This window comes from Paenibacillus sp. ICGEB2008 (assembly GCF_000307675.1).
Taxonomy (GTDB): domain Bacteria; phylum Bacillota; class Bacilli; order Paenibacillales; family Paenibacillaceae; genus Paenibacillus; species Paenibacillus polymyxa.
Map to the genome: position 1 here is coordinate 1 of NZ_AMQU01000072.1, position 504 is coordinate 504.

General features: G+C 53.2%; 1 rRNA gene. It reads right to left on the reverse strand.

The features are described 5' to 3' along the window. Positions 1-504, reverse strand: a 23S ribosomal RNA gene (locus tag C400_RS0126015); the annotation flags it as partial.

Below are 504 nucleotides of genomic sequence, written 5' to 3' on the forward strand. Positions count from 1 at the left end.
GTTGAGCGAGGCCTTCCATGCGGTACCACCGGATCACTAAGCCCGACTTTCGTCCCTGCTCGACTTGTAGGTCTCGCAGTCAAGCTCCCTTCTGCCTTTGCACTCTTCGAATGATTTCCAACCATTCTGAGGGAACCTTGGGGCGCCTCCGTTACTCTTTAGGAGGCGACCGCCCCAGTCAAACTGCCCACCTGACACTGTCCTCGTACCGGATTACGGTACCAAGTTAGAACCTAGATACGATCAGGGTGGTATCCCAAGGATGCCTCCCCTCAAGCTGGCGCTCAAGGCTCAACGGCTCCCACCTATCCTGTACAGATCGTACCCAAATTCAATATCAAGCTGCAGTAAAGCTCCATGGGGTCTTTCCGTCTTGTCGCGGGTAACCTGCATCTTCACAGGTATTAAAATTTCACCGGATCTCTCGTTGAGACAGCGCCCAAGTCGTTACGCCATTCGTGCGGGTCAGAATTTACCTGACAAGGAATTTCGCTACCTTAGGAC